The following is a 21,652-nucleotide window of genomic DNA, read 5'->3' as shown; positions in this document are numbered from 1 at the left end:
CGGACCGTTACCGCGGCTCCGGCGGCCGCTGTCGTGGCATGTTCGGCCGGGTCCCGTTCGCGGGCGGCAGCGGAAAGCGGCCCGCCGGGCCCGCGGCCTCCTGCCGTGGCACGTACGCCACCGCCGCCTGCATGCCCAGCGGCGCGGAACCCGTGCGGAACTCGACCATCCAGTCGGTGGTCTCCGTGCGCACCAGTTCCGTGACGTCCTCCGCGAAGCGCCGCAGGACCCCCAGGCACCGCTCGGCCGCCTCGCTCGCCGTGCCCTCCGCCGGGCCCAGCACCTCCCGGATGCTCTCGGAGGCCCAGTCGAACTGCAACGCCTGCAGCCGCCGCTGTACCGCCTGCGCGGTGGCCACGTCCCTTATCCAGCCGGACGTCACGCCGAAGAACCGGTCGATGCCGACGCAGGCGACGGCGAGCAGCAGCGCCAGGCAGCCCCAGGGCGCGACCCCGTGGGCCGCCCCGGTGAGGTCCAGCAGGGGGAGCGCCGCCCCGGCCACCGCGCCCGCCGCGGCGCCCGAGCGCAGGATCCGGGCGCCGCGCCGCTTCCACATCCGGTCCCGCAGATACCAGGACGCCGTGTGCAGTGCCCCGCGCTCCACCCATCGGTACAGCTCGTCGAGCCGTTCGGCGGGCTCGCCCCAGTCCCCGAGCGGGAAGGCCCGCCCGGTCAGATCGCCCGGCCGCAGCCCGGCCGCACCCTCGCCCCGCCCGTCCTGAGGCGGACCCTCGGGCTGCATCTCCGGCTGACCCACCCGGCACTCCCTACTGATCCCTGCTGATCCCTGATGCACGCCCGGTCACGCTGCGTGACTCCCTATGTCGCTTCCCTGTGGCTTCACATGCCGATTCCATGCCGACGCGCGGCACCCTTCCTACCGCCCAATGGGTGGCGAAGAGGGAGCTTTCCCGGCTTTTCCGCTCGGAAGAGGGCCTTGATCAGGTATAGGGCTGCCGCGTTTCTCACTCGAAAGAGTGGCGGGGCGACGGGGGCGTGGACCACGTAGGCTCGTGCTCAAGGAGAAGAACGAAGAGGAGCTGATCGTGATCCCCGGTGGTGGCCAGCCCAACATGCAGCAGTTGCTCCAGCAGGCCCAGAAGATGCAGCAGGACCTGCAGCGGGCGCAGGAGGAACTGGCGAACACGGAGGTCGACGGGCAGGCGGGCGGCGGGCTGGTGAGGGCCACGGTGACCGGCGCCGGCGAGCTGCGCGCGCTGAAGATCGACCCGAAGGCGGTCGACCCGGAGGACACCGAGACCCTCGCCGACCTGATCGTGGCGGCCGTACAGGCGGCGAACGAGAACGCCCAGACGCTGCAGCAGCAAAAACTCGGCCCGCTGGCCCAGGGTCTCGGCGGCGGCACCGGCATCCCCGGTCTGCCGTTCTGAGGCCGGGCCAACTACGGTACGTACCGAAAGGTCTTAGGGAAGGGCAGTCCGGTGTACGAAGGCGTGGTCCAGGACCTCATCGACGAGTTGGGGCGGCTGCCCGGCGTCGGTCCCAAGAGCGCGCAGCGGATCGCCTTCCACATCCTGCAGGCCGAGCCGGCGGACGTGAAGCGGCTCGCGCAGGCGCTCCTGGAGGTCAAGGCGAAGGTCCGCTTCTGCGCGACCTGCGGCAACGTGGCGCAGGAGGAGCTGTGCAACATCTGCCGTGACCCGCGCCGGGATCCCTCCGTCATCTGTGTGGTGGAGGAGCCGAAGGACGTCGTGGCCATCGAGCGGACCAGGGAGTTCCGCGGCCGGTACCACGTCCTGGGCGGCGCCATCAGCCCGATCGAGGGTGTCGGTCCCGACGACCTGCGTATACGAGAACTTCTCGCGCGGTTGGCCGACGGTACGGTCACAGAGCTGATCCTTGCGACGGACCCCAATCTGGAGGGCGAGGCCACGGCCACCTACCTCGCCCGCATGATCAAACCCATGGGCCTGAAGGTCACCCGCCTGGCCAGCGGCCTCCCGGTGGGTGGCGACCTGGAATACGCGGACGAGGTCACCCTCGGCCGCGCCTTCGAGGGGAGACGACTCCTAGATGTCTGACGCCACACTGCACGCGACCGGTCGGAACCCGGACGACTTCGCGGTCCAGATCGCGGACCAGATCGAGAGCTTCCTGGTGGCCGTCACGGAGGTGGCGAGGGGCGACGAGCCCGGCTCGACCGTTCCCTTCCTCCTCCTGGAGGTCTCCCAGCTCCTGCTGGCCGGCGGCCGGCTGGGCGCCCACGAGGACCTCGTCCCCGAGGAGCGCTACGAGCCCGACCTGGGCCCCGAGCCGGACGTGGACGGGCTCCGCGAGAACCTGGCCCGCCTCCTGGAGCCGGTCGACGTCTACTCCGAGGTCTTCGACCCGTACGAGCCCCGCAAGGCTCCCGTGCCGGCCCGGATCTCCGACGACCTCGCCGACGTCATCACCGACCTCCGCCACGGCATGGCCCACTACCGCGCGGGCCGCACCACGGAGGCCCTGTGGTGGTGGCAGTTCTCCTACTTCTCCAACTGGGGCCCCACGGCCTCCGCCGTCCTGCGCGCCCTGCAGTCGGTCCTCATCCACGTCCGCCTCAACCAGCCCCTCGAGGAACTGGACGGCCTCGACACCGACCAGGCCACGATGGGCGACGAGACCCTGGAGTTCGAGGCGGGCCGGGTCATGGCCGAGGAGATCGGCGGACAACTGGGGTCGCGGTCGGCGAAGTGACCGCGAGCAGCGCCGCCGCGTCGACGTACGGCGCGGTCGGCGTCGGCTCGCTGTACCAGCGCAGCGGCCAGGTGTCGCCGTCCAGTGCCGGAACGCCGACGTACGTGACGGCCCGCTCGGCGCGCCGCCCGAAGTACTGCACGCCGAGCGGCCAGTCGTAGCGGTGTACGACGCCGGGCGCCAGCAGGAAGTACACCCACCGCGTCCCGCTGCCGCCCGCGCACACGACGGGCCCCGCGTCGCCATCGCCCCGCTCGATCAGCCAGTCGGCGACGGCCTCGCCCCATCTCCCCTCGATCCGCACGGCGTCGAAGTGCACGCCGGCCACGCGCAGCCGGTGCCCGCGGAGGGGGACCCAGGCGGGCCGGTGAATTCCGTTCGTCATGGTCACACAGTGGCTTCGACGCGGCTACCCTCGGTAGTGACCCAGCTGCTACACGCCGAGGTGTACCGGTCGGAGGTGCGTACGGTGACCCAGTCGCCGCCCATGTGGCGCTTCAGCGGCAACCAGTTGAAACGCTGGCGCACGAAGGCCAATGTCTCGAGGGAGGAGTTGGCCGCCGCGTCGAACTACTCCCCGGACACCATCAAGGCGATGGAGCAGGGGGTGCGCATGCCGACGCCCCGAGTCCTCGACGTGGCGGACGACTTGTGCCGGGCGGACGGGATGCTGAGCGCGGCGAAGGACTACTTGAGCAGGGAGAAGTTCCCGCCCAGGGCGCAGGAGTTCATGGAGCGGGAGAGGGAGGCGATCGGTCTCTGGTCGTACGAGACCATGCTTGTGCCCGGCCTGTTGCAGACGGGGGCCTACGCACGTGCTCTGATCGAGAGCCGCTACCCACCTCTGGACGAGGAGACGGTCGAGGAGCGGATCGCTGCGCGGATCGAGCGGCAGGCGATACTCACCGAGAGGAAGCCGCCGGTGGCCCTCAGCTTCATTCTCCATGAGGCGGTGCTGCGCGGGCCGTTCGTCGACGACGACCAACTGCGCCATTTGCTGAAGGTGTCCCGTCTACGGAACGTCGACGTGCAGGTGCTGCCGTTCGAACGGGCGCTCAGTGACGCGCACTTGGGCCCCATGGTTCTGCTGGAGGTCCGTGACCACGACCGGTTCGCCTTCACGGAAGGTCCGCTCGCGAGCGAACTTTCGGCCGATCCGGAGGTTGTCAGCCGGGTGACCGGGCGGCTTAGCATGATCCGCGCGCAGGCTCTCAGCCCCGCTGAGTCGTCCCGTTTCATCGAGCGGATGGTGGATCGCCATGACTGACCAGCTCACGTGGTTCAAGTCGAGCTACAGCGACAACGAGGGCGGCAACTGCGTCGAAGTCGCGTTCGCCACCCGCATCTACATCCGCGACTCCAAGAACCCCACCGGCCCGGAGATCCGCCTCCCCGCCCCCGCCTGGTCGGCGTTCATCTCCGCACTTCAGCCCGGGGCTTGAGCCTCGGGCTTCGAGCCCTTTTCTGGGTTTCTGGGCTGGGTGAAAACCTCCCAACCAACCAAGCCTGTACCTGAGTTAAGGCGGCTTACCCCGAATGGGTGACGTTCCGTGATCAGCTTGCGCCGGAACGTAAAGCGCCTCTAGGTTCGCGGCAAATAGATCGGCCCCGGTCGGTGCGCCAACACCGGCTCCGGGGCCTGGACCTACGGATCGAAAGCAGCTCGATCGTGGCTTACTCCCACCCTAGCCCCGTCCTGCCGTCCCCGTCCCACCCCATGGCCAAAACGGGTTACGGGAAGCGTTCCGCCGGTGACGAAAACCCGGACGCGGACGCGGACTTCGCACACCTGGACGGCCGTGAACGCGACCTCGCGGTCTTCATCGACCACCTCCAAGACGGCCACGCGATGGGCTACAAGGCGATCGCCGCCGAACACCCGCGGTACGGCCAGCAGGCGACGCGCGCTGCGATGGCGCTGCTGACCGATGCCGGACACCTGCATCGGATCCGGGAGCACATCACTGTCGAAGACGGCGCCATGCGCTGGGTGACGCGTACGTACTGGTCGCGTACGCCCAGGTCGGCGGCCTGGTGGGAAGAGTTCGCACGGTCGCGCAACGGCAGGATCGTGACCGACGGCTACCGGTCCGGGCTGGCCCGGCCCGAGGAGGCCGAGGAGGAGATCCACGAGAGGGAGCCGGTGGAGCCGGCCGAGCCACAGCACAGCGACGCCTACCGCACCCTCGCCGGACTTCGCGACGCTGACCGCCGTATGCCGCTGTCCGAACGGGACTGCCGGTCTCTCGAAGCGCTTGCCGCGGAGTGGCTGTCGCGTGGCTCGACGCCGGAGGACATCACCCGTGCCCTCACCGAAGGACTTCCGCCCGAAGTGACCAACCCGGGCGGATTCGCTGGCAAGCGATTGGAGAACTGCATGCCGCCGAAGAAGGCGAAGGTGCGCCAGAAGAAGGCGCCGCTCCGCGCCCGCATCGACCGGGTGGTCCGGGTCTGCGGCACCTGTGACGCGGACGAGCGGACCGCGGAGATCATCCAGGGACTGTGCCGGGAGTGCCGCGTGGAGCTGGGTCTGGAGACGCCAGAGGGCGAACGCATCCCGCAGCTGCCGGAGAAGTTTCTGGGGAGGCCGCTCCCCAGCGCCGAGGAAGTGCATGAGTGGGCCGCCCGGGTCCGAGCGGCGGGCGGTCTGCGCTCTCCCGGTGGCCTGGCGCTGCGGAAGGGCGGCGTATGAGCGTGCAGGACGCGCCGGTCAGGGCACCATGGAGTCGAGGAGGCGACGCCATGAGCCGCAGGACCGAGGACCGGCCGCAGATGACTGCCGAGGAGTTCGAGGAGCTGGAACGCCATGCCCCGGAGACCGTGTGGCTGGAGTTCGTGAACGGGAAGGTCGTCGTAAAGCCCATGCCGGACGGCAACCACAGCGAGATCTACATGTGGCTCCTGGAACGCTGCATGCAGCTGCGACCGGACCTGCGGCTCCATCCCGAGCGGGGACTCAAGACCGAGGCGTATCGCAAGGGGCGGGCCCGCGCCGATGGCGTACTGGTGCCCAAGGGCAGCCTCAAGGGCAAGGGCGAGTGGTCGGAGGCCACCGGCGTGCTGATGGCCGTGGAGATCACCTCCTGGGATTCCGACACGGCACGCCGGGACCGCGTCGAGAAGCCCGACGGTTACGCCGCCGCCGGTATCCCCGTCTACCTCCTCATCGACCGTGACGACTGCTCGGTCGTGGTGTTCAACCAGCCCGAGGACGGCCGCTACCGGCACGAGGAGAAGCTGCCCTTCGGCGCCTCCGTCAAGCTCCCCGACCCCGTGAACATCACCCTGGACACCGAGCCGCTCAAGGAGTTCAGCGACTGAGCCACACCCCCCACACCCCCTTCGTCATCGCCGTCGCGCCCCCCGCCAGGGCCAGCAGCAGGACCAGGTGGCGGGCCCGGTGCTCCGGGATGCGGCCGGCGATGGCGTGGCCGATCGCCGCGCCGGTCGTCAGCGCGGCGCAGACGGCCGCCCACTGCGCGCCGGGCAGGCGGGGCACGCCGTTCGCGGCGATCGAGAAGGCGTTGACGGCGACGCCGTAGAACTGCGCGTTCGGCACGAACTCCCGTACCGTCCAGCCCGCGTTGAGGGCGTACAGGGACACCGGCGGGCCGCCCACGCCCGCCGCCGCGTTCATGAAGCCGCCCAGGGCGCCGGCCGTCACCGCTCCCCTGCCGCCCCGCAGGGACGGTATCCGGGCGCCGCGCATGACCAGGAGGACCGCCGCCGTCACCAGGGCGCCCATCACCAACAGCAGGACCGGGCGGGGGAGTTGGCGGGTCATCCAGGCGCCCGCAGGTACCGTGCAGGCCGCCGCGGCGCACAGGGGCACCATCGCCGCGGGGCGGACCCGGCGCCAGCCGCCCGCCAGCCCCACCACGCTGATCGCGCCGGCGGCGCAGTTGGCGAGCACCACCCCGTCGGCGGGGCCGAGCAGCAGGACCAGGGCGGGTACGGCGACCAGGGCGAAGCCCATCCCGGTCAGCCACTGCACGCATCCGCCCAGCAGGACGATCGCCGCGAGCAGCGTCTCCGTCATGTCGCCCCCGTATGTCACACCGCTGTGGTGGAAAACTAATGCAGTGGCGACTGTGACGCGGGGCACTTTCCCGCGTGGTCCGGCGACGGCTGGGCAGGTGCCGGACACGGACGACCGGATGTCTCACCATGCGGGAGCACGGTGGTGGAATTCGGGCGCTCGTTAGACTGAGCCGACACAAACGAACCGAGCGAGGAGCGCACGTGGGCCTTGTCGTGCAGAAGTACGGAGGCTCCTCCGTAGCCGATGCCGAGGGCATCAAGCGCGTCGCCAAGCGGATCGTGGAAGCGAAGAAGAACGGCAACCAGGTTGTCGTCGTCGTTTCCGCGATGGGCGACACGACGGACGAGCTGATCGATCTCGCCGAGCAGGTTTCTCCGATGCCTGCCGGGCGAGAATTCGACATGCTGCTGACCGCCGGAGAGCGGATCTCCATGGCCCTGCTGGCGATGGCGATCAAAAACCTGGGTCACGAGGCCCAGTCCTTCACCGGCAGCCAGGCAGGCGTCATCACCGACTCGGTCCACAACAAAGCGCGGATCATCGACGTCACCCCGGGCCGGATCCGGGATTCGCTGGACAAGGGCAACATCGCGATCGTCGCCGGGTTCCAGGGCGTCAGCGCCGACAAGAAGGACATCACCACGCTGGGGCGTGGCGGGTCCGACACCACCGCCGTCGCCCTCGCCGCCGCGCTCGACGCCGAGGTCTGCGAGATCTACACCGACGTCGACGGCGTGTTCACCGCCGACCCGCGTGTGGTGAAGAAGGCGAAGAAGATCGACTGGATCTCCTTCGAGGACATGCTGGAGCTCGCGGCCTCCGGCTCCAAGGTGCTGCTCCACCGCTGTGTGGAGTACGCCCGCCGCTACAACATCCCGATCCATGTCCGGTCCAGCTTCAGCGGGCTGCAGGGCACCTGGGTCAGCAGTGAGCCGATTGGGGACAAGCAGGTGGAGCAGGCCATCATCTCCGGTGTCGCGCACGACACCTCCGAGGCCAAGATCACGGTCGTCGGCGTGCCGGACAAGCCGGGTGAGGCCGCCGCGATCTTCCGGGCCATCGCCGATGCCGAGATCAACATCGACATGGTCGTGCAGAACGTGTCCGCCGCCTCCACGGGCCTGACGGACATCTCCTTCACGCTGCCGAAGACCGAGGGCCGCAAGGCGATCGACGCGCTGGAGAAGAGCCGGTCGGGCATCGGCTTCGACTCGCTGCGCTACGACGACCAGATCGGCAAGATCTCGCTGGTCGGCGCGGGCATGAAGACCAACCCGGGCGTCACCGCCTCCTTCTTCGAGGCGCTGAGCGACGCGGGCGTGAACATCGAGCTGATCTCGACCTCCGAGATCCGTATCTCGGTCGTCACCCGCGCCGACGACGTCAACGAGGCCGTGCGCGCCGTGCACACCGCCTTCGGGCTCGACTCCGACACCGACGAGGCCGTCGTCTACGGCGGCACCGGCCGATGACCGTCTCCACGACGTACGGAGGCGTACGACGATGACCGGCAGGCCGACGCTCGCGGTCGTGGGAGCGACCGGAGCCGTCGGCGCGGTCATGCTCCAGATCCTGTCCCAGCGCGCGGACGTCTGGGGCGAGATCCGCCTGATCGCCTCCCCCCGCTCGGCCGGCCGCAAGCTGGCCGTGCGCGGGGAGGAGGTCGAGGTGGTGGCCCTGAGCGAGGAGGCCTTCGACGGGGTCGACATCGCCGTGTTCGACGTCCCGGACGAGGTCGCGGCGCAGTGGGCGCCGATCGCCGCCGCGCGCGGCGCGGTGGTCGTCGACAACTCCGCCGCCTTCCGGCTGGATCCCGAGGTGCCGCTCGTGGTGCCCGAGGTCAATCCGCACGCCGTACGGGTCCGCCCGCGCGGGATCGTCGCCAACCCCAACTGCACGACCCTGACGATGATCGTCGCCCTGGGCGCGCTGCACGCCGAGTTCGGGCTGCGCGAGCTGGTGGTGTCGTCGTACCAGGCGGTGAGCGGTGCCGGGCGGGCCGGGGTGGACGCGCTGCGGGCCCAGCTGTCCCTGGTGGCCGGGACCGAGCTGGGCACCAAGCCCGGCGACGTACGGCGGGCCGTCGGGGAGGACACCGGGCCGTTCCCGGAGCCGGTCGCGCTGAACGTCGTGCCGTGGGCCGGGTCGCTCAGGGAGGACGGCTGGTCCTCGGAGGAGATGAAGGTCCGCGACGAGTCCCGCAAGATCCTCGGGCTGCCGCGCCTGCCGGTCGCCGTGACCTGTGTACGCGTCCCGGTGATCACCACCCACTCCCTGACCGTGCACGCCCGCTTCCAGGGCGAGGTGACGGTCGACCGCGCCCGCGAGATCCTCGCGACCGCGCCCGGCGTGGTGCTGTGCGACGATCCGGCGGCCGGCGAGTACCCCACCCCCGCGGACGTCGTGGGCACCGACCCGACCTGGGTGGGCCGGCTGCGGCGGACCCTGGACGACCCGACCGCGCTCGAACTCTTCGTGTGCGGCGACAACCTCCGCAAGGGGGCCGCGCTGAACACCGCGCAGATCGCGGAGCTGGTCGCGGCGGAGTGGGCCGACCGCTGACCCCGGACTTGCAGGAGCTTTGTAGGATCCCTGTAAGAAGTGTGGCCCGGATACATGGTCCAAACCACTTGAACCATTGCTCAAGGCAACAGAGGATTTCCTCCCCGTCCCCGCAACCGTGCGGAGGGCGGGGAGCGTCTTTGCGGTCACTCTTCGGGCGTGGGGACGCCGTGATCGGGCCGGGTGTGGGGACACCCGCCCATATCAGACATAGGGGAAGAGCGGGGCGCATGACGTCACTTGAGGCTCGGCCGGTTGTCGCACATGTGACGCCCGGCACGTACAACCCTGGCGGGGGGAGACGTGTCCAACTGGCGTGGCAGAGGTACTCGAACTCAGCGCGGCCCGCGGCGTGGCGGCCCTCCGGCCGCCCCGTGCGGCTCTCCGGCCCCGCACGCCCGGCGGCATGCCGGTGATCGCGCCCATGCCCGCAGCGCGGCCCGCCCGCATACCCGGTCAGCGTGACGGCTCCGACGAGACCGCCGCGACCACGGCCGCCGGTACGACCGTCGACCACCTCACCGAGACCTACCGGGCGCACTACCGCTCGCTGCTCGGCCTCGCCGCGCTGCTCCTGGACGACACCGCCTCCTGCGAGGACGTGGTCCAGGAGGCCTTCATCCGCGTGCACTCGGCCCGCAAGCGCGTCCGCGACCCAGAGAAGACCCTCGCCTACCTCAGGCAGACGGTCGTCAACCTCTCCCGCTCCACCCTGCGCCGCCGCATCCTCGGCCTGAAGCTGCTCTCCAAGCCGATGCCGGACATGGCGAGCGCGGAGGAGGGCGCCTACGACCAGCTGGAGCGCCGCGACCTCATCAAGGCGATGAAGGGCCTGCAGCGCCGCCAGCGCGAGGTCCTGGTCCTGCGCTATTTCGCGGACATGACCGAGGCCCAGGTCGCCGAGACCCTCGGGATCTCGCTGGGCTCGGTGAAGGCGTACGGCTCGCGGGGCATCGCCGCGCTGCGGGTGGCCATGGGGACACCGGCATGAGCGCGCGCGCCGAAGGGGGCGATGCGGATGAACGCCATTCCCACCGACGTCACGAGCCCTTCGCCTGGCACGAGCCGACGAGGCGGCATGAGCAAGAAGACACGCAATCGCACGCTGGGAACGGAACTGTGAACCACGGCCCCGACGAGAAGGACCCCGAGGGCCTCGACCAGGGTCCCGACGGGCGCGGCCCGGGCCAGGACGGTCCCGGCGCCGATCCGGACGGGTTCGAGCTCGACGGCACCGGGAAGGATCTCGACGGCCTCGGTGCCGACGAGTCGGCCCTGCGCCGGATGCTGCACTCCGCCGTCGACGACCTGGAGCCACGCACCGGCACGCTGGAGCACCTGCGCCGGGCCGTGCCCGCGCGGCGGGCCCGCAAGCGGCAGGCCGCCGTAGGCATGGCCGCCGCGGCCCTGTTCATCGGCACCGCGATCCCCGCGCTCGTGCACGTCTCTGAGTCCGGCGGCACCGACCCCGACACCGCCATGGCCGGCCAGTCCTCCCAGGCCCAGGGCGGCACCGGGCAGGGCAAGGACAAGGGCGGCGACACGGGCGGCAGGAAGGACGGCGGCGCTACGACCGCCAAGCCCGGCCAGGAGCCCGGCAGGTCCGGGACGAAGGGCAAGGGCGGCGGCAGCGGCACCGGCGGCGTCACCGGCGGCGCCAACCCGTCCTCCACGCTCGCCTCGAGCGGCGTCCCGCTGTGCACGACGGGCCAGCTGGGCTCGGCCACCGGCACCGCCGTCGCCCCCGACACCGCGGGCGTGGTCTACGGCACCTTCCGCGTCGTCAACGTCTCCTCCGCCGCCTGCACCGTCGCCGGCGCGGGCACCATCACCCCGACCGCGGTGGGCGCGGCCGACCCGGCCAAGATCGGCACCGCCCGGCATGTGGACGGGGACGCGGCGACCGGACTGCCCGACCCCTCGCTGGAGGTCACCGGGCTGGTCCTGCGGCCGGGCGCGGCGTACGAGGAGAAGTTCGCCTTCGTGCCGTCCGCGACCTGCCCCACCACCGGCGGTGGCACCAGCACCACCGGCGGCTCCCAGACCGGCGGCCCCACCCCGGACCCGTCGCCGACCCAGGGCGCGAGTGCCACCGGCGGTTCGGCCGACAGCGGGGGCTCGACGGGCACCACGCCCCAGCTGATGACCGGGGGCGGCGCGGCCGACGGCAGCGTACAGATCACGCACACCGCGCAGGGCGGCTCCCCTGCGGTCACGGCGACGGTGACGGGCGAGTGCGCGGGGACGGTCGTCTACACCGGGGTGCTGGCGGGGGCGTAACCCCTCCGGGGCGCTCGCGCTCAGCTACTGGTCACCGGCTGCGGTGTCTCCTCCGGCACCAGGCCCAGTGCGGCGTCCCGCGCCGCCTCGGCCTCTCGCCGTACCAGCCGGAACCACATGAACACCACGAACCCGGCGAAGACGAACCACTCCCCCGTGTAGCCGAGGTTCTGGAAGGCCTTCAGGTCCAGCCCGGTGCCGTCCGGCGCCGTCGCGGGCACGGCCTTCATCCCGGCGTCGGCCCTGTCCAGGGTCACCCAGGCGTCATACAGCCTGTCCGGCACCAGGTTCACCAGCGACGCCGTGCTGATCGCCGCCGTCTGCCCCGCCGGCAGCCCGCCGGCCGCGCTGACCCCGTTGTCCCCGGGCGTCTCGGAGGCCTGCAGCGCGCCGGTGACGGTGACCTCACCGCCCGGCGGCGCGGGCGCCTTCGCCGCCTCCGCCTTGCCCGGCAGCCAGCCCCGCACCACCGGCAGCGCCTTGCCGGAGCCGGTGCGCAGCAGGGTGAGGACGTAGAAGCCGTTCCTGCCGTCGAGCTGCCGGCCGGGCACCAGCAGCTGGGTGCCGTAGTGCCCGCTCGCGGTGACCCGGCGGCCGGAGGTGGCCTTGTCGACGGGCAGCATCGACTCCAGCGGGCGCGCGGTCTCGTGCTGGTCGGACGCGGCCTGCTCGGTCGCGCTGCGGTGCTCCTGCACCCGCCCCTCGAACCGGCTCAGCTGCCAGGACCCCATGAAGACGCAGAACGGGATGGCGAGCAGCACGAAGACGTTGATGCCCCACCAGCGGGGAGTCAGCAGAAACCGGTACACGCCCTCCACGGTACGGCGCCGCGGCCGGGCGCCGGCCCGCGGGGCGGCCCTTGCCCGCTCTCAGCGGACCTTGCTCGCCTTGAGGGAGTAGACCAGCGGGATGCGCGGGTGGTCGGCCGGGAAGCGGTGGTAGCCGTCGCGGACCTCGAAGTTCTCGAAGCGCGGGAAGAGGGAGACGTCGTGCTCGTGCAGGAACTCGATCCGCAGCCCGGTCGCGGCGAGCGCGGAGACCACGTCGCCGAGGGTGTGCTGCCACTCCACGCTGCGGTTGTGGACGGTGACGGCGTCCCGGTCGGCGTAGGTGCCGGGCTCGTCCCACACCTGGGCGTCGCGGCGGAAGTAGTCCCGCACGATCCGCGTGCCCGTCGCGTCGTCCAGGGTCTCGGTGATCGGGTGGAACTCGGCGAGGTACAGGAACCCGCCGGGCGCGACGAGGGAGGCGGCCGTCCGCGCCCAGCGGCGGATGTCGGGCAGCCAGCACAGCGCGCCGAGCCCGGTGTAGACGATGTCGTACGCGGCCTCGGGCACGGCGTCGGCCGCGTCGTACACGTCACTGGTGACGAAGGCGGCGCGCTCCGGGCCGTGGCCCAGTTCGGCGGCGAGGGAGCGGGCGGCCTCGACGGCCGGGGCGGAGAAGTCCAGGCCGACGACGCGGGCGGCGCCCCGGTGGGCCCAGGAGAGGGTGTCGGTCCCGATGTGGCACTGCAGGTGGAGGAGTGTCCTGCCGGTGACGTCGCCGACCTCGGCCGTCTCGAAGTCCCGCAGGACGTCCGGGTGGGCGCGGAAGCCGTCGAGGTCGTAGTACTCACCGGCCAGATGCACGGGGACGCGCTCGTCCCACAGGGCCCGGTTGTCCTCGCGCCAGCCGTCGGGAGCGGAGTGGTGGTCGATCTGCGTGCTCATGATCGGAAAGTTATCCACAGGCTGCGCACACCCGCCACCCAATTGTCGGCGCGGCCAGGCAGTATGGGCGCATGACTGGGGCTATGAGTGAGAGCAACGGGCCGGGCGAGCGGGACACGGCCGGCATGCCGGACTGGGAGAAGCGCTTCCGGGCGCCGCGGGTGTCGCTGCCCGACTGGGCGGAGGACGCACCGGACCGCTCCCTGTTCGTGTCGAACGCGACGGGCACGTACGAGCTGTATGCCTGGGACCGCGCGACGGGCGGGCAGCGGCAGGCGACGCACCGGCCGAACGGCACGACGGACGGCGAGCTCTCTCCGGACGGCGCCTGGATCTGGTGGTTCGACGACAAGGACGGCGACGAGTTCGGCATCTGGCGCCGCCAGCCCTTCGAGGGAGGGCAGGACGAGCCCGCCGTCCCGGGCCTCGATCCGTCCTACCCGGCGGGGCTCGCCCTGTCCCGGGACGGGCGCACGGCGGTCGTCGGCCGCTCCACGGACGACGAGGGCACGACGATCCATCTCGCGCGCGAGGGCGAGGACCCGGTCGAGATCTACCGGCACCGCGAGTCGGCGGGCGTCGGCGGCCTCTCGCACGACGGCTCCCTGATCGCCGTCGAGCACACCGAGCACGGCGACGCCATGCACGCGGCGCTGCGCGTGCTCCGCCCCGACGGCACGCCGGTCGCCGAGCTGGACGACACCAAGGGCGGCACCGAGGAGCTGGGCCTGGAGGTGCTGGGCTTCGCGCCGGTCGACGGTGAAACCCGGCTGCTCATCGGACATCAGCGCCGGGGCCGCTGGGAGCCGCTGGTGTGGGACGTGGCGACGGGCGAGGAGACCGACCTCGCCCTGGACCTGCCTGGCGACGTCAGCGCCGAGTGGTACCCGGACGGCTCGGCCCTCCTCGTCGCCCACGGCTTCGAGGCCCGCAGCGAGCTGTTCCGCTACGACCTGGCGAGCCGCGAGCTGACCCGCATCCCGACCCCGCCCGGCACGGTCTCCGGCGCCACCGCCCGCCCCGACGGCAGCGTGGAGTACCTGTGGTCCTCGGCCGCCGAGCCGCCCGCGGTCCGCTCGACGTCCGGCGGCATCGTCCTGGACCCGCCCGGCATGGCCTGCCCGCCGTCGGTGCCGGTGGAGGACGTGTGGGTGGAGGGCCCCGGCGGCCGCATCCACGCCCTGATCCAGAAGCCGGCGGGCGCCACCGGCCCGCTGCCCACGGTCTTCGACCTGCACGGCGGCCCGACCTGGCACGACAGCGACTCCTTCGCCGCCGGCCCGGCCGCCTGGGTCGACCAGGGGTATGCGGTGATCCGCATCAACTACCGCGGCTCCACCGGCTACGGCCGCGCCTGGACCGACGCCCTGAGGCACCGGGTCGGCCTGATCGAGCTGGAGGACGTCGCCGCGGTCCGCGACTGGGCCGTCTCCTCCGGCCTCGCCGACCCCGCCCGGCTGGTCCTCACCGGCGCCTCCTGGGGCGGCTACCTCACCCTGCTCGGCCTCGGCACCCAGCCCGACGCGTGGACGGTGGGCATCGCGGTCGTGCCCGTCGCGGACTACGTCACCGCGTACCACGACGAGATGGAGGCGCTGAAGGCCATGGACCGCACCCTGCTGGGCGGCACCCCCGAGGAGGTCCCCGAGCGTTTCGAGGCCTCCTCCCCGCTCACCTACGTCGACGCGGTCAAGGCCCCGGTCTACATCTCGGCGGGTGTCAACGACCCCCGCTGCCCGATCCGCCAGATCGACAACTACGTCAAGCGGCTGGAGACGAGAGGCGCGATCCACGAGGTGTACCGCTACGACGCCGGGCACGGCTCCCTGGTGGTGGACGAGCGGATCAAGCAGGTGAGACTGGAGACGGACTTCGCGGCCCGGCACCTGGGGGCTTTCTGACCGAGGGTCAGCGCAGTTCCGCGAGGCCTCTGCGGGTGGCGGCGACGACGACCCGGTCCCCCTTGTCCAGCACATGGTCCGGTGCCGTGTCCGTCCGCCCCTCGAGAGCCAGCACCCGCCAGGACCCGGCCCGGAAGGCGTCCCGTACCGTCCGTCCCTCCAGCTGGGGGTGCCCGGCGACATCGACCGCGGCGAACAGCAGCACCCGCCGCTCCACCGCGATGGCGCCCAGCACCTGCCGGCCCAGCATCGCCCCGGCGAACGCGGGCGCGGCCAGATGCGTGACGCTCCGGCTCCGGGTGAGGGCGTGCGGGTAGGCGGCCCGCAGGGTGCGGTACACGGCGGTGGCGAAGTCGTCGTCGTACAGCCGGAGCACCACCCGCAGATCGGGCCGTACGCTCCGCGCGTACAGCACGGCCTCCAGGTTGGTGGTGTCCGCGCTGGTCACCGCGAGCAGGGCGTACGCCCGGTGGATCTTCGCGGACTCCAGCACCCCTTCCTGGGTGACGTCCCCGAGCACCACCGGCACCCGCAGCCGCCGCGCGGTCGCAAGGCCCCGCGCGTCCGGGTCGGACTCGACGCACACGACGGGGATGTTCAGCTCGCGCAGCCGGATCAGCACCCGGGTGCCGATCTTCCCGAGCCCGAGCAGCACCACATGCCCGCCGAGACCGCGCGGCGGCTTCCGCAGGGCGGAGGCGGTGCGGAAGGTGCCCAGCGCCTCCAGCACGGCTGCCAGCAGCACCGGGAGCAGCAGCAACCCGACCAGTCCGGACAGGAGTTGGAGGATCTGCCGGGCGAGCGGCGCCCCGAGGGCGGGGTTGTCGATCGCGAACAGGTCGAGGAGGGTGTAGTAGAAGGCCCGCAGCGGGTGGATCCCCGGCGTGACCACCCACAGCGCGACGGCGAGCGCGAGCACGCACGCCACCATGCCCGCCAGCGACCACCGCAGCCGCCGGGAGAACAGCGAGGCGAGCGGCGGCACGCCGCCGCGTCCCGGCGCGGCCGACTCCCGGCCGCCCGCCGAGGACACCTGCTCCAGCACCACGGCCGCCCGCCCGGCGGCCTGCCCCACCTCGTCGTCGTCCGGCAACAGCCGGGGTTCCTGGTCCGCGCCGCCCTCGGGATCCGCGCCCGGCGGGGAGAGCAGGGCGAGCGTGCACAGTCCGGTGCCCGCCGACGGCCGTTCGACGGCCCGCAGCAGCAGCCCCTCGGTCTGGACGACCTTGCTGGTGCCGGCGACCGCGGTGGCGGCCAGCGCGGGCGCGGCGGTGTCGGCGTCGGACAGCACGGTGGTGGACGCGTCGGTGCCGCCCTCGCCGTCACCGGTGGCCAACGCGGCCGCCTGGTCGAGGAGTTCCTCGATGTGCTGGCCCAACCGCCGGTTGTAGAGCCGGAGGACGAGCCGCAGCCGCGGGTTGAGCCGACGGGCGGTCAGCGCGGCCCGGATGTTGGTCTCGTCGTCGTCGAAGACGAGGGCGAGCGCGGCGGCCCGTTCCACTCCGGCCCGGGCGAGCACGGACTCGGTGATCTCGGCGGCCTCCAGCACCCCTTCGGCCTCACCGCCGTTGCCGCCGCCGGCGGTGCTTCCGGCTCCGCCGGTGCTCGTGGCCGTCGCGGTCGAGCCGGAGCCGGAGCCGGATCCGGCTCCGGAGCCGGGCCCCGAGCCGGGTCCGTTGCCGCCGCGGCCGACCGCGGCGTTCACCACGCGGTCGAACAGCGCGGCCGAAGCGGACCGGGCTCGTCCGACCACCGGAGGTCTGGCGGTGCGCCCGTTCGGCGGTACCACGAGGGTGACCTGCTCGCCGTAGACTCCGCGCAACTCGGCGGCCAGCCGGTGCGCGAGCCCGTCGTCACCGCACACCACCATGTGCGGGGCCCTGGGCCCACCTTGATACGGAACGCTCCCCACGAGGGAAAAGACTGCCCCAAGGAGAGGAGTGGTTCCAGCAACGGTGTGAACACCCTGGGGACGACTCGCGTACCGAAGGGGAGGGAGCGAACCAGGACAGCCAGCCGGAGGTAATCGCACGTGGCCATCACGGAAGACGCCCCGCCCGGCGCGGAGACCGGCCCCGCCGGCGATCCGGGCGGCGGGGAGAGCCGCAGGCTCAGCTCCCCGCTCGTGCTGACGCTGACCCTGCTCCTCGCGGTGCTCGCCCAGTCCCCGATCCGCGGGCTCCTCGGCACCCCGCTGATGCAGAGCTGGATGACGGTGTTCGTCGCGGTGACGGTCCAGGCACTGCCCTTCCTCGTCCTCGGTGTGCTGCTGTCGGCGGCGATCGCGGTGTTCGTGCCGCCGTCCTTCTTCGCGCGGGCCCTGCCGCGCCGCCCCGCCCTCGCCGTGCCGGTCGCCGGGGTCGCGGGGGCGATCCTGCCGGGCTGCGAGTGCGCGTCGGTCCCGGTGGCGGGCGCCCTCGTCCGCAGGGGCGTCACCCCGGCCGCGGCCCTCGCCTTCCTCCTCTCCGCCCCCGCGATCAACCCGATCGTCCTCACCGCCACCGCCGTCGCTTTCCCCCGCGATCCGGCGATGGTCCTCGCCCGGTTCCTGGCGAGCCTGCTGGTGGCGTGCGCGATGGGCTGGCTGTGGCAGCGCCTGGGCCGCACCGACTGGCTGCGCCCCCCGGCCCACGGCGCGCACGAGGGCGCGACCAAGGGGGAGGCGTTCTGGGGCTCGGTACGGCACGACACCATGCACGCGGGCGGCTTCCTGGTGCTCGGGGCGATGGCCGCGGCCACGCTGAAGGCGGCGACCCCCGCGGACTGGCTGCGCGCGGCGGCCGGAAACCCCGTCTTCTCCGTGCTCGCCCTCGCCGTGCTCGCCGTACTGCTGTCCATCTGCTCGGAGGCGGACGCGTTCGTCGCGGCCTCCCTCACCCAGTTCTCCCTGACGGCCAAGCTGGTGTTCCTGGTGGTGGGCCCGATGATCGACCTCAAACTGTTCGCGATGCAGGCCGGCACCTTCGGCCGTACCTTCGCCCTCCGCTTCGCGCCCGCCACCTTCGTGCTGGCCGTCGCGGGCGCCGTGGTGACCTCGGCGGTGCTCCTGTGAACCGCCAGTCCCAGGCCGCCGTCATGTTCCTGCTCGGCGCCGCCCTGCTGCACGCGGGCAGCACCGACCTCTACCTCCGCTACGTCAAGGCGGCCCTGCAACCGCTGCTGCTGGCCTCCGGCGCGGTCCTCGTCCTGGCTGCGCTGGCGACGGTCTGGTACGAGCGCCGGCGGGCCAGGGCCGCCACCGGGGAGCACGGCCACAGCCACCCCGAACCCCGCGTCTCCTGGCTGCTGTTGCTCCCCCTGCTCGCCCTCATCCTCGTCGCCCCGCCCGCCCTCGGCTCCTACAGCGCCCTGCGCTCCGGCACGGCCCTGCAGAAGCCGTACACCTACGGCAAGCTGCCCGCCGCCGACCCCGCCCCGCTCTCCGTGGTCGACTACGCCTCCCGCGCGGCCTACGACCACGGCCGTTCCCTGCACGGCCGCCAGGTCCGCGTCACCGGCTTCCTCGCCCTGGACCACTCGGGCGCGCCGTATCTGGTCCGCATGGCCCTCAACTGCTGTGCGGCGGACGCCCAGCCGGTGAAGGTCGCGCTGACCGGCACCCTGCCGCCGGTCCTGCGGCCGGACGCCTGGCTGGAGGTCACCGGCACCTACAGTCCCCGCCTGGCCCGCGACCCCGTCAACAACGGCCCCATCCCCTATCTGAAGGTCACCTCGGCGACACCGGTGCCGGTGCCGCACGACCCGTACGACGAGACCTGGAACAACTGACGCCGGGCGCCTAAGCCTTCGTCTCCTTCGAGTCGAAGCGCTCCAGGTCCCGCAGCCACGCCTGCGCCGTGCCGTCCGACGGGGCACGCCAGTCGCCGCGCGGGGAGAGGGAGCCGCCCGCCGAGACCTTCGGGCCGTTCGGCATGGCCGAGCGTTTGAACTGGGAGAAGGCGAAGAAGCGGCGGATGAAGACCTCCAGCCAGTGCCGGATCTGCGCCAGGTCGTAGGTGCCGCGCTCGGCCTCCGGGAAGCCGGGGGGCCAGGCGCCGGACTCCTTGTCGTGCCAGGCGTGCCAGGCGAGGAAGGCGATCTTCGAGGGGCGGAAGCCGTAGCGCAGCACGTGGAAGAGGGTGAAGTCGTGCAGCGCGTACGGGCCGATCTTCGACTCCGTGGACTGCATCTCCTCGCCGGGCACCAGCTCGGGGCTGATCTCCGTGTCGAGGATCGCGGTGAGGATCTTGCCGGTCTCCTCGTCGAACTGCTCGCTGCCGACGACCCAGCGGATGAGGTGCTGGATCAGCGTCTTGGGCACGCCGGAGTTGACGTTGTAGTGGCTCATCTGGTCGCCGACGCCGTACGTCGACCAGCCGAGCGCCAGCTCGGAGAGGTCGCCGGTGCCGAGCACGATGCCGCCGCGCTGGTTGGCCAGCCGGAACAGGTAGTCGGTGCGCAGGCCCGCCTGGACGTTCTCGAAGGTGACGTCGTACACCGGCTCGCCGGAGGCGAAGGGGTGGCCGATCTCCTTCAGCATCAGCCGTGCGGTCGACGTGATGTCCAGCTCGGCCGCGGTGACGCCGAGGGCGCGCATCAGCCGGTGGGCGTTGTCCTTGGTGTGGTCGCTGGTGGCGAAGCCGGGCAGGGTGAAGGCCAGGATGTCGCTGCGCGGGCGCCCGGCGCGGTCCATCGCGCGGGCGGCGACGATCAGCGCGTGCGTGGAGTCCAGGCCGCCGGAGACACCGATGACGACCTTCGGGCCGCCGATCGACGCGAGCCGCTGCTGCAACCCCGCGACCTGGATGTTGTACGCCTCGTAGCAGTCGAGGGCGAGGCGCTCGGCGTCGGCCGGGACGAACGGGAAGCGCTCCACGCGGCGGCGCAGGCCCAGGTCGGCGGCGGCCGGCGGGGCGAGTTCGAAGGACACCGTCCGGAAGTCGCCGGTGCGCGCGGCGTGGGTGCGCCGGTTCTCGCCGAACGTGCCCATCCGCTGCCGCTCCTGCCGCAGCAGGTCCAGGTCCACGTCGGCCACCGCGTACTGCTCGCCCAGCGGGAAGCGTTCGGTCTCGGCCAGCAGCGCGCCGTTCTCGTAGATCAGGGTCTGGCCGTCCCAGGACAGGTCGGTGGTCGACTCGCCGAGGCCGGCCGCCGCGTAGACGTACGCGGCGACGCAGCGGGAGGACGCCGAGCGGCACAGCAGCTTGCGGTCCTCGGCCCGGCCGACCGTGATCGGGCTGCCCGAGAGGTTGACGAGGACGGTCGCCCCGGCCAGCGCCGCCTCCGCGCTCGGCGGCACCGGCACCCACATGTCCTCGCAGATCTCCGCGTGCAGCACGAGCCCGGGCACGTCCGCCGCCGCGAAGAGCAGGTCCACGCCGAACGGCACGTCCGCGCCGCCGAGCCGGATCGTTCCGCCACGCTCGTCGTCGCCCGCGGCGATCTGCCTGCGCTCGTAGAACTCCCGGTAGTTCGGCGGGTACGACTTCGGTACGACGCCGAGGACCCGGCCGCGGTGCACGAGCACCGCGCAGTTGAAGATCCGGTCGCGGTGGCGCAGCGGGGCGCCGACGACCAGTACCGGCAGCAGGTCCGCCGACTCGGCGACGATCGTGGCGAGCGCCGTCTCGACGTCGTCGAGCAGCGCGTCCTGCAGCAGCAGGTCGTCGATCGCGTACCCGGACAGGCACAGCTCGGGGAACACGGCGACGGCGACGCCCTCCTCGGCGCACCGGCGCGCGTGGCGCAGGACCGCCTCGGCGTTGGCGGGCGGGTCGGCGATGACGGTGTGGCCCGTACACGCGGCGACTCGGGCGAAGCCATGCTGATAGATCGACCAGAAGTTCAACGCGGCGTCCCTCACAGCCGAAGCGAATCTTGTACAGAAGGAAGCCTAAATCCCCGCCGGGCGGGGGCCCCGGCCGGTCAGTCAGGAGAGCCCCGAGGCCCGGAGCACCGCCTGCACCGTCTCGTCGTCGATGCGCCGGCCCAGGCGGTACAGGACTTCCGCACCCCGGCGCAGCGTCCCGCGTTCCAGGGAGCGGTGGACGCCGGTGTCGAGTTCGTGCCAGAGCAGGGGGTTGGCCGCGAGGATGCGGGGGTCGAGTTCCAGGCGGTGGCCGTGGACGTCCCGCAGGACCAGGTGGGAGGAGACGCCGTCGTACTGCCGTACGGAGACCAGCGCGTCCGTACGGACCACGTGCCGGCGCCAGGGCGTGCGGACCGCGAGCCAGCCGGGGCCCGCGCTGACCCGCTGGGGGAGCAGGACGGCGCACACCGCGGCCGACAGGGTGACCCAGAGCAGGGCGCGCAGGGGGGTCAGGCTGCCCGCGTCCCAGTCGACCAGGAGGCACAGGGCGCAGAAGGTCAGGGCGCAGGTGAGCGCCAGCCGGGCGCTGCCGCGCCAGTGGCGGTCGCCGGCCGAGCCTGGCGGTCCGCTCCGTCGCATGAGGCCGACGCTAGGCGGCCGTGCGGGCTGC

22 protein-coding genes are annotated in these 21,652 nt (G+C 72.1%); 14 read left to right on the top strand and 8 right to left on the bottom strand.

Annotated elements, in window-relative coordinates:
• Positions 1-7: 7 nt before the first annotated feature.
• Positions 8-757, bottom strand: a complete 750-nt coding sequence (locus ACWDEN_RS20835; RefSeq protein ID WP_351602515.1) for an SLATT domain-containing protein — start codon at positions 755-757, stop codon at positions 8-10.
• 289 nt (positions 758-1,046) lie between these two features.
• Between ACWDEN_RS20835 and ACWDEN_RS20830 the strand changes: the two genes are divergently transcribed.
• Genes ACWDEN_RS20830 through ACWDEN_RS20820 form a run of 3 tightly spaced genes read left to right on the top strand, consistent with a single transcriptional unit; the run spans position 1,047 to position 2,697 of the window.
• Positions 1,047-1,391 (top strand): YbaB/EbfC family nucleoid-associated protein, encoded by a 345-nt coding sequence (locus ACWDEN_RS20830; protein WP_055705749.1) that lies wholly within the window; start codon positions 1,047-1,049, stop codon positions 1,389-1,391.
• Between the two features lie 51 nt (positions 1,392-1,442).
• The gene (gene recR, locus ACWDEN_RS20825) at positions 1,443-2,042 is read left to right on the top strand and encodes a recombination mediator RecR (RefSeq protein ID WP_199211360.1); all 600 of its coding nucleotides are present in this window, start codon (positions 1,443-1,445) and stop codon (positions 2,040-2,042) included.
• Entirely contained in the window at positions 2,035-2,697 is a 663-nt protein-coding gene (locus ACWDEN_RS20820; RefSeq protein WP_351602518.1) for a DUF5063 domain-containing protein, read from the top strand. Before recR ends, ACWDEN_RS20820 begins: the two co-directional genes overlap by 8 nt.
• Here the strand turns inward: ACWDEN_RS20820 and ACWDEN_RS20815 are convergent.
• Positions 2,648-3,082: a hypothetical protein gene (locus ACWDEN_RS20815; protein ID WP_351602520.1), complete on the bottom strand. Its 435-nt coding sequence runs from the start codon at positions 3,080-3,082 to the stop codon at positions 2,648-2,650. The two genes, ACWDEN_RS20820 and ACWDEN_RS20815, sit on opposite strands and share 50 nt — an antisense overlap.
• A gap of 102 nt (positions 3,083-3,184) precedes the next feature.
• Between ACWDEN_RS20815 and ACWDEN_RS20810 the strand changes: the two genes are divergently transcribed.
• The 4 genes from ACWDEN_RS20810 (at position 3,185) to ACWDEN_RS20795 (ending at position 6,018) form a co-directional block, all read left to right on the top strand.
• Positions 3,185-3,964 (top strand): helix-turn-helix domain-containing protein, encoded by a 780-nt coding sequence (locus tag ACWDEN_RS20810; RefSeq protein ID WP_450859886.1) that lies wholly within the window; start codon positions 3,185-3,187, stop codon positions 3,962-3,964.
• Positions 3,957-4,139, top strand: a complete 183-nt coding sequence (locus tag ACWDEN_RS20805) for a DUF397 domain-containing protein (RefSeq protein WP_450859850.1) — start codon at positions 3,957-3,959, stop codon at positions 4,137-4,139. The genes ACWDEN_RS20810 and ACWDEN_RS20805 overlap by 8 nt, the downstream gene beginning before the upstream one ends.
• 227 nt (positions 4,140-4,366) lie before the next feature.
• Positions 4,367-5,389 (top strand): hypothetical protein, encoded by a 1,023-nt coding sequence (locus tag ACWDEN_RS20800; RefSeq protein WP_450859849.1) that lies wholly within the window; start codon positions 4,367-4,369, stop codon positions 5,387-5,389.
• A gap of 50 nt (positions 5,390-5,439) precedes the next feature.
• Positions 5,440-6,018 (top strand): Uma2 family endonuclease, encoded by a 579-nt coding sequence (locus ACWDEN_RS20795; protein WP_351602526.1) that lies wholly within the window; start codon positions 5,440-5,442, stop codon positions 6,016-6,018.
• Here ACWDEN_RS20795 and ACWDEN_RS20790 read toward each other — a convergent pair.
• Positions 6,008-6,736 (bottom strand): sulfite exporter TauE/SafE family protein, encoded by a 729-nt coding sequence (locus tag ACWDEN_RS20790; protein WP_351602528.1) that lies wholly within the window; start codon positions 6,734-6,736, stop codon positions 6,008-6,010. The two genes, ACWDEN_RS20795 and ACWDEN_RS20790, sit on opposite strands and share 11 nt — an antisense overlap.
• Before the next feature lie 203 nt (positions 6,737-6,939).
• Between ACWDEN_RS20790 and ACWDEN_RS20785 the strand changes: the two genes are divergently transcribed.
• The 4 genes from ACWDEN_RS20785 (at position 6,940) to ACWDEN_RS20770 (ending at position 11,581) form a co-directional block, all read left to right on the top strand.
• Complete coding sequence (locus ACWDEN_RS20785; RefSeq protein WP_351602530.1) at positions 6,940-8,211, top strand: aspartate kinase; 1,272 nt, start codon at positions 6,940-6,942, stop codon at positions 8,209-8,211.
• A gap of 31 nt (positions 8,212-8,242) precedes the next feature.
• Positions 8,243-9,301 (top strand): aspartate-semialdehyde dehydrogenase, encoded by a 1,059-nt coding sequence (locus ACWDEN_RS20780; protein WP_450859848.1) that lies wholly within the window; start codon positions 8,243-8,245, stop codon positions 9,299-9,301.
• Positions 9,302-9,617: 316 nt separating this feature from the next.
• Positions 9,618-10,292 (top strand): SigE family RNA polymerase sigma factor, encoded by a 675-nt coding sequence (locus tag ACWDEN_RS20775; RefSeq protein ID WP_351602535.1) that lies wholly within the window; start codon positions 9,618-9,620, stop codon positions 10,290-10,292.
• Between the two features lie 128 nt (positions 10,293-10,420).
• Complete coding sequence (locus ACWDEN_RS20770; protein WP_351602537.1) at positions 10,421-11,581, top strand: hypothetical protein; 1,161 nt, start codon at positions 10,421-10,423, stop codon at positions 11,579-11,581.
• A 20-nt stretch (positions 11,582-11,601) separates the two neighbouring features.
• On the opposite strand, the gene ACWDEN_RS20765 is transcribed toward ACWDEN_RS20770, so the two are convergent.
• Together ACWDEN_RS20765 and ACWDEN_RS20760 are read right to left on the bottom strand one after the other, a co-directional pair.
• Positions 11,602-12,390: an SURF1 family protein gene (locus ACWDEN_RS20765; protein WP_450859847.1), complete on the bottom strand. Its 789-nt coding sequence runs from the start codon at positions 12,388-12,390 to the stop codon at positions 11,602-11,604.
• A gap of 60 nt (positions 12,391-12,450) precedes the next feature.
• Entirely contained in the window at positions 12,451-13,293 is an 843-nt protein-coding gene (locus ACWDEN_RS20760) for a class I SAM-dependent methyltransferase (RefSeq protein ID WP_450859846.1), read from the bottom strand.
• A gap of 83 nt (positions 13,294-13,376) precedes the next feature.
• On the opposite strand from ACWDEN_RS20760, the gene ACWDEN_RS20755 reads away from it, so the two are divergent.
• On the top strand, positions 13,377-15,194 hold the full coding sequence (locus ACWDEN_RS20755) for a prolyl oligopeptidase family serine peptidase (RefSeq protein WP_450859845.1): 1,818 nt from the start codon (positions 13,377-13,379) through the stop codon (positions 15,192-15,194).
• A 7-nt stretch (positions 15,195-15,201) separates the two neighbouring features.
• On the opposite strand, the gene ACWDEN_RS20750 is transcribed toward ACWDEN_RS20755, so the two are convergent.
• Complete coding sequence (locus tag ACWDEN_RS20750; protein ID WP_450859844.1) at positions 15,202-17,064, bottom strand: NAD-binding protein; 1,863 nt, start codon at positions 17,062-17,064, stop codon at positions 15,202-15,204.
• Between the two features lie 162 nt (positions 17,065-17,226).
• On the opposite strand from ACWDEN_RS20750, the gene ACWDEN_RS20745 reads away from it, so the two are divergent.
• Together ACWDEN_RS20745 and ACWDEN_RS20740 are read left to right on the top strand one after the other, a co-directional pair.
• Complete coding sequence (locus tag ACWDEN_RS20745) at positions 17,227-18,246, top strand: permease (protein ID WP_351602547.1); 1,020 nt, start codon at positions 17,227-17,229, stop codon at positions 18,244-18,246.
• Positions 18,243-18,962, top strand: a complete 720-nt coding sequence (locus ACWDEN_RS20740) for a TIGR03943 family putative permease subunit (protein WP_450859843.1) — start codon at positions 18,243-18,245, stop codon at positions 18,960-18,962. Before ACWDEN_RS20745 ends, ACWDEN_RS20740 begins: the two co-directional genes overlap by 4 nt.
• Before the next feature lie 10 nt (positions 18,963-18,972).
• Here the strand turns inward: ACWDEN_RS20740 and ACWDEN_RS20735 are convergent, their stop codons facing one another.
• Together ACWDEN_RS20735 and ACWDEN_RS20730 are read right to left on the bottom strand one after the other, a co-directional pair.
• Positions 18,973-21,021 (bottom strand): NAD(+) synthase, encoded by a 2,049-nt coding sequence (locus tag ACWDEN_RS20735; RefSeq protein ID WP_450859885.1) that lies wholly within the window; start codon positions 21,019-21,021, stop codon positions 18,973-18,975.
• Positions 21,022-21,102: 81 nt separating this feature from the next.
• A complete protein-coding gene (locus ACWDEN_RS20730; RefSeq protein ID WP_351602553.1) occupies positions 21,103-21,621 on the bottom strand; it encodes a hypothetical protein in 519 nt (172 codons plus the stop codon).
• Positions 21,622-21,652 lie beyond the last annotated feature (31 nt).

Source organism: Streptomyces sp. NPDC001153, from assembly GCF_053598315.1.
This window is presented reverse-complemented; position numbering and strand designations above follow the sequence as displayed.

Coding starts and splice junctions, on each gene's coding strand:
- ACWDEN_RS20790 (WP_351602528.1), bottom strand. CDS start 6,736: ATGACGGAGACGCTGCTCGCGGCGATCGTCCTGCTGGGCGGATGCGTG.
- ACWDEN_RS20815 (WP_351602520.1), bottom strand. CDS start 3,082: ATGACGAACGGAATTCACCGGCCCGCCTGGGTCCCCCTCCGCGGGCAC.
- ACWDEN_RS20760 (WP_450859846.1), bottom strand. CDS start 13,293: ATGAGCACGCAGATCGACCACCACTCCGCTCCCGACGGCTGGCGCGAG.
- ACWDEN_RS20810 (WP_450859886.1), top strand. CDS start 3,185: ATGTGGCGCTTCAGCGGCAACCAGTTGAAACGCTGGCGCACGAAGGCC.
- ACWDEN_RS20780 (WP_450859848.1), top strand. CDS start 8,243: ATGACCGGCAGGCCGACGCTCGCGGTCGTGGGAGCGACCGGAGCCGTC.
- ACWDEN_RS20755 (WP_450859845.1), top strand. CDS start 13,377: ATGAGTGAGAGCAACGGGCCGGGCGAGCGGGACACGGCCGGCATGCCG.
- ACWDEN_RS20795 (WP_351602526.1), top strand. CDS start 5,440: ATGAGCCGCAGGACCGAGGACCGGCCGCAGATGACTGCCGAGGAGTTC.
- ACWDEN_RS20730 (WP_351602553.1), bottom strand. CDS start 21,621: ATGCGACGGAGCGGACCGCCAGGCTCGGCCGGCGACCGCCACTGGCGC.
- ACWDEN_RS20820 (WP_351602518.1), top strand. CDS start 2,035: ATGTCTGACGCCACACTGCACGCGACCGGTCGGAACCCGGACGACTTC.
- ACWDEN_RS20750 (WP_450859844.1), bottom strand. CDS start 17,064: ATGGTGGTGTGCGGTGACGACGGGCTCGCGCACCGGCTGGCCGCCGAG.
- ACWDEN_RS20805 (WP_450859850.1), top strand. CDS start 3,957: ATGACTGACCAGCTCACGTGGTTCAAGTCGAGCTACAGCGACAACGAG.